Consider the following 6,701-nt stretch of genomic DNA (forward strand, 5'->3'; position numbering starts at 1 on the left):
ATGACAGAAGGAGAGAATAGAATATATTGAAATGGCAACAGAAACGATCGCAAATAAAAAAGGAATATATTACAGGACCCGTTCCAAACGATGTATATCAGTTTTTAATCTTTACCATGGATCAAATTCACCCATTTCTCGCATACATTTGCAGGAAAACGAAAAAAAGAAGCCGAGCAGGTAATCAAGGATCACTCCTGACACTCCTCGGCTTCTTGAACATTTTATATTTTCCCTCTATAGGATTTATTTAACGTGGATAAGACGGGGATTATAAGATCCGTTTTGCCTCAACCTCACTCCACCGTCACGCTCTTCGCCAGATTGCGCGGTTTATCCACATCGTTGCCTCTTGCCAGCGCTGCATAGTACGCCAACAGCTGCAGCGGCACAATAGCCAGGGCAGGCGTCAAGAGATCGAGCGTTCGCGGGATATAGAATACCTCATCCACGGACTTCTCCAGCTCCTCGTTGCCTTGAGCAGCGATGCCGATCACGTAAGCCCCGCGAGCGCGCACCTCGATGATATTGCTGATCGTCTTCTCCATCACCTCGGTCTGTGTCGCCAAAGCGATGACCGGCGTCCCCTGCTCGATCAGCGCTAGTGTGCCGTGCTTCATCTCACCGGCGGCATAGGCTTCAGAATGAATATAAGAGATCTCCTTCAGTTTCAGCGACCCCTCCTGCGCTGCGGCATAGTCCAGACCCCGCCCGATGTAGAACAGATGCTCATGCTCTGCGAGCCGCTCAGCGGTCGCTCTGACCCGCTCCGACTGGTCGAGGAGTGCTTGTACCTGCTCAGGCAGTTGCCGCATATGCTTCAGGATCTCAACGATGCTGGAGCGGTCCATCGTCCCCATCAGCTGTGCGAAGTGCATCCCCAGCAGATAGAAGACGATGAGCTGAGTAGTATAGGCCTTCGTCGAAGCGACGGCGATCTCCGGCCCTGCCCAGGTGATGATACAATCGTCCGCTTCCCGGGCCGCCGAACTGCCGACAACATTCGTAATGGCGATCACGCGGGCGCCCTGCCGCTTCGCTTCCCGCAGCGCAGCCAGCGTATCCGCCGTCTCCCCCGATTGGCTGACGACGATGACGAGCGTATGCTCATTGATAATCGGATTGCGGTAGCGATATTCCGAAGCCACTTCTACCGTCGTCGGGACCCGCACCATCTGTTCCATCACCTGCCTGCCGACCAATCCCGCATGATAAGCCGTTCCGCAAGCGACGATCTGGATATGCTGAATCCTGCGCAGCTGCTCCGCGGTCAGGCGTACCTCATCGAGAATCACTCGTGAATCGGATTCGTTGATTCTTGCACCCATCGTATCGCGATATGCCTTCGGCTGTTCATGGATTTCCTTCAACATAAAATGATCATATCCGGCCTTTTCTGCCGTTTGCACATCCCAGTCGACATAAACCATTTCCCGGGTAATTAGATTCCCCTCGATCGTCATCAAATCGACACCGTCATTCGTCAGCACCGCCATCTCACCGTCGTTCAGAATATACACATCCCGCGTATATTCGAGAATCGCTGGAATATCGGAACCGATAAAATTTTCCCCTCGACCGATGCCGATGATCAGCGGACTCGCTAAGCGCACAGCGATCAGCTTATCCGGTTCTTCACTGCACAATACCGCCAGTGCATAGGCGCCGCGCATCCGTTTCACCGCACGGCGTACCGTCGACACGATATCCCCGTCATACAGATCCGCAAGCAGATGGGCGATCACTTCCGTATCCGTCTCCGAGACGAAGGAGTACCCCTTTGACTGCAGCTCTTCCTTAAGCGGGAGATAATTCTCGATGATGCCGTTATGCACAACCGAGATCTTCCCCTCCCTGTCCTTATGCGGATGAGCATTCACCTCCGAAGGTCCGCCATGGGTTGCCCAGCGCGTATGGCCGATCCCGATCCGTCCATGCAGCGGCCGTGATCGCAGTCTGCCTTCCAGGACCGCTAATCGCCCCTGTGCTTTCTCCACTTGCATGCCCTGATCCGTAACCACTGCGATCCCTGTTGAGTCATAGCCGCGATATTCCAGCTTCCTGAGACCGTTCAATAGAATGTCTTGCGCATTGCGATGACCGATATATCCTATGATGCCGCACATCGATTGAATCCCTCCAACTCCTATATGCTAAATTGACAACACGAAACCAGGCATCCGATCTGGATGCTTTTTTTCATAACCATATTAACAATAAACATTTTGAAGATTTCTGTTGATTAAGTTGCTGTTGATTAAGTTGCAGTAAGCCGCTTAAACCATAGAATCCGTTCAACCGATCTCGCAATGATAAAGCTGGGTCACCTTATCGTGAGCAGGTGACCCGCAGCCTCCGATCTAATCTAATCTCTATTAACCGTTTCTGACGGTTTCCGACTCTCATTTCCCCCTAATTCTATATTCTATGTCTTTAAACGGCGCCCAGCATGTTCCGTCCCATTCATGCATGCTGGTTCTATCGATTCATCGATCTACATACACAGATCTCTGCATCTGTCAGAGCTTTGGCCGGCAAGTCGCCCTGCCGTTTTGGTCTCTAACTCACAGCCCGATGCCTGGGCTGGAAGGTCCCCGCCGAAACATCCGAACACCTTCACCTCGTCAACTTATGAAGCGCGGCTTCCACCGTCCGATCGTCCGCGCTGCTTCAGGCTCTCTAGATCCGTGCGATCTACACAGTCTGCTTAATAGGCGAAGCCCGTCATAAGTTCTGGCGCTTAAGAATGAAGTTTCTGCGATCCTCCTTTCTATTCTTTAGTCATTCCCATTTTATGCTTAGCCGGGAACTTTCGCAACTGTCATTTATAGTCATACTCCATCCTCAAACAAATTAAGACGCCCCTCAAACATCAGCTGTGCCGTGTTTGAGAGGCGTCCTCCCATCAACATCGAATCCGTCAATCTATTGCTATTGCAGCTCTTCGCGAATCACTTCGGCGATCTCATTCGCATACTGTTCGATCAATTCCTTCTCCGGTCCCTCGACCATGACGCGAATGAGCGACTCCGTCCCCGAAGGCCGGACCAGCACGCGTCCGTTGCCTTCTAACTTAGCTTCCGCTTGTTGGACGGCTTTCGCGATTCTTTCATTGCCTTCGTACTTGCTCTTATCCGCCACGCGCACGTTCACCAGAACTTGCGGATATTTGGTCATCACCTTCTTCAACTCACTGAGCGGCTTGCCGGAGCCAATGATGGTATCAGCCAGCTGCAGGGACGTCAAGATGCCGTCTCCTGTCGTGCTGTAGTCCAAGAAGATCACATGCCCCGATTGCTCGCCGCCGAGATTATAACCGCCTTTTCGCATCTCTTCCATCACATATCGGTCGCCGACGGCCGTCTGAGCAGATCTGATCCCCAGACCTTCGAGGGCTTTGTAGAATCCGAGGTTACTCATCACGGTGGACACGATCGTACGATGCTTTAAGCGGCCTTCCCGATCCATAGCCGCGCCGCATATGCTCAAGATGTAATCCCCATCGACCTCTTCGCCCATCTCATCGACGGCGATGAGCCGGTCCGCATCCCCGTCATAGGATAGTCCGAAGTCCGCCTTATGACGCAGCACTTCCTGCTTAAGCTGCTCCGGATGCGTGCTGCCGCAGTTCAGGTTGATGTTCAGTCCATCGGGCTCATGATGAATCGTGATGACCTCAGCGCCTAATTCTCTGAAGACCAGCGGCGCTAATTCATATGCAGCGCCGTTCGCACAGTCCATGACGATCTTCGTGCCTTTGAAGGAATGCTTCACCGTTGTCTTCAGATATTCCAGATATCGAAACTTGGCATGTTCATGATTGGTCACCGTACCGAGGCCGGCGCCGATCGGGCGAGGCAGCTGATCTTCTTCCTCATCCAGCAGGCGCTCAATCTCGAACTCTGTTTCATCGGACAGTTTAAATCCATCGCTGCCGAAAATTTTGATCCCATTGTCCTCCACTGGATTATGGGAAGCTGAGATCATGACCCCTGCATCAGCCCTCATCACGCGCGTCAGATAGGCGACGCAAGGAGTGGTTACGACCCCCAGGCGGACGACGTGCGCACCGATCGAGAGCAGCCCCGCTGTTAATGCCGCCTCCAGCATAGGACCGGAGATGCGGGTATCCATGCCGATCAGCACCGTGGGTTTCTCTGCCCGCCTCGTTAATACATAACCTCCGCAGCGGCCTATTCGATAAGCCAATTCAGGTGTTAGTTCTTGGTTTGCGACGCCGCGCACGCCGTCAGTGCCGAAATACTTCCCCATATTTCGCTCTCCTCTGCGTTAAAGTCTAGTCTTCATATCATGCGTAAGTATAGATATTATCTATGCTCAGAACGGGGGCTCTGTGCTTGTATGCGGCAAGTCAGCCGGTGTTGGCCGTGCTTCTCGGCTCACCTGCCGTCCTTTCATCATCAGTCGTCTCTTCACTGGGCTGATTCCCGGTGTCCTGGTTCCCGCCTCGATCGCTGTCTGGATCGTCGGTCCGTCTATCCTCCGGCGGCTGCTCAGGCTTCGTAACAACCGATTCAGGTTCTTCATGAACAGGACCGGAAGTTTGCTCAGAAGCCTCCGTTACCGTGACGCTCACCCGCAGATCATCAGCTGCTGCCAATTCGATAAAACGCGGGAGATTCACTCTCAGAGGCAGTACATAGCTTCCCGGCGCGATATTGCTGACATCCAGGATCACTTGCACATCTCCTGCTGTCAAACGGCTGACGAGCGCCTCCGCCCCCTCAACGGTGAGCGAGATCGTTCCGCTCTCCGGAGAAGTGATCGCTATCTCATAATCACCCTGTTCCCCGAACAACCGGATCGGCACCGCCTCGAAGGTGCGCTGCACCGTCGGTTCCACATCGATGGCGACGCGGACCTCTCTAGGTTCTACACTCGTGATCTGATTCATCAGCGGAATCTCGAGGGTCAGCGTCTGGTCCGCTGTAATCCGCGACAGGTCCACCACGACCCCTTCATAGAAATCGATGGCATCGATCACTTCCTGCGGTCCGGTGATCGTGACGAATTCAACGTCCTGACTGACACCGGCAACGCTGAGCCCCTGCGGCGGTCGGCCGATATAGCTCACTTGCAGCGGCACAGAGCGTATCGGCGGCGTGATTGGAACCTCTACGCTGACGATCGACGGACTGATCGCCACATCCTCCAGCAGCTTGCCTGACGCATCATAAGCTTCCAGCTTCACTTCCCGGACGATGGTCTCCGCAGCTCCGTGAATATCGATCTTGCCGCGGATGCTGTGTATCGCATCTAGTCGGCTTGCAGGCACCGTAGCGTGTACCCTGGACGGATTGGCCACAGGCACCCCCGCCTTTAAGCCTTCTGCCGGCGTACCGATCAGTTCGATGATCACGTCGAATTGCTTCGTCTCCATCCGCTCGATCGTCACCGTCACGACATCCGGATCCAGCGTAACCTCCACGCCCCGCGGAAAGTTCTGCGCCGTCAGTTCCACTTCATGGATCCCTTCCGTCAAACCCGTCAGGTCAGCGATAATCGCATACTGTGAATTAGGAATTCGGTTCAGTGCCGATGACGTACCCTGCACATGAACGTCAACCCCTTCCGGTTCGATCGAGCTGAGATAATACTGCTCAGTATCCAAACCGACAGGGGTTACCTTGGCATCGACGATCGTATCCGTTTGGAGTACGGGATTGTTCGGCCTAACATTGATCTGCTCATAATTCAAACGAACGACCAGCCATAGCAAGACCCCTAACAACAAAGCGACCACCCGGACGAAGTTTGTGTTGTTCAACAATCTATCCACGGCGGCCTCTCCTTCTCCAGAATGGTTTCTTGCTGTTGTCTTTGTTAGGCCTCAGCTCTTCAAACAGCTTCGAGATCAGCGATTCTTCCTTGATATCGCGGACAACTTGTCCATTGATCGACAAAGAAATCTGCCCCGTCTCTTCTGATACGACCAGTACGACAGCATCGGATACCTCCGTCATACCGATAGCTGCGCGATGGCGGGTTCCTAACTCCTTACTGATGAAGGGATTCTCCGACAGAGGCAGGTAACAGCCCGCTGCCATGATCTGATTGCCGCTGATGATGACCGCTCCATCATGCAATGGAGTGTTCGGAATGAAGATATTGATAAGCAGTTCGGAACTTATATTCGAATTCAGCTTGGTACCGGATTCGATCACATCCATCAGCCCCGTCTCTCGTTCGAACACGATTAGCGCACCGATCTTGTTCTTCGAGAAATAGTTCAGCGCCTTGATCACTTCAGCGATGAGCGTCTTAAACTCCGTGTCCTCGGCGTTAGATGAACGAGAGAAGAGCGTCCCCCGTCCAAGCTGTTCCAGAGCCCGTCTTAGTTCCGGCTGGAAGATGATGATGATCGCAAGCACCCCGAAGGTAAACGCCTGATTCATCAACCAGTTCAATGTATGCAGCTGAAAAGCCACACTCAATCCCCATGCGATGAGGAGGACGAAGATCCCCCTTAGAAGTTGGACTGCCCGGGTTCCGCGCACCAGCATGATCAGCTTGTAAATGACATAACTGACGATGAGAATATCGATGATGTCCCACACTCTTATATTAGTCCACAATTCCATCGTCAATCCTCCACCCGGACGTTTGCTTTCTTCAACTTCATGAAACCTTCATGAAATTTGAGTTCTTTCTCTATTTTATACAGTTCCAAACAATCCCGC

Annotated in this window: 4 protein-coding genes; all 4 read right to left on the bottom strand. The window is 53.0% G+C overall.

The window, feature by feature from the left end:
* Positions 1-296: 296 nt before the first annotated feature.
* Positions 297-2,126: a glutamine--fructose-6-phosphate transaminase (isomerizing) gene (glmS, locus tag PRECH8_RS12735; protein ID WP_200967479.1), complete on the bottom strand. Its 1,830-nt coding sequence runs from the start codon at positions 2,124-2,126 to the stop codon at positions 297-299.
* Between the two features lie 805 nt (positions 2,127-2,931).
* Complete coding sequence (gene glmM / locus PRECH8_RS12740) at positions 2,932-4,272, bottom strand: phosphoglucosamine mutase (RefSeq protein WP_200967480.1); 1,341 nt, start codon at positions 4,270-4,272, stop codon at positions 2,932-2,934.
* Positions 4,273-4,372: 100 nt separating this feature from the next.
* Complete coding sequence (locus PRECH8_RS12745; protein WP_200967481.1) at positions 4,373-5,800, bottom strand: CdaR family protein; 1,428 nt, start codon at positions 5,798-5,800, stop codon at positions 4,373-4,375.
* Positions 5,793-6,602, bottom strand: a complete 810-nt coding sequence (gene cdaA / locus PRECH8_RS12750; RefSeq protein WP_200967482.1) for a diadenylate cyclase CdaA — start codon at positions 6,600-6,602, stop codon at positions 5,793-5,795. The genes PRECH8_RS12745 and cdaA overlap by 8 nt, the downstream gene beginning before the upstream one ends.
* Positions 6,603-6,701 lie beyond the last annotated feature (99 nt).

The organism is Insulibacter thermoxylanivorax (assembly GCF_015472005.1).
Lineage (GTDB): Bacteria > Bacillota > Bacilli > Paenibacillales > DA-C8 > Insulibacter > Insulibacter thermoxylanivorax.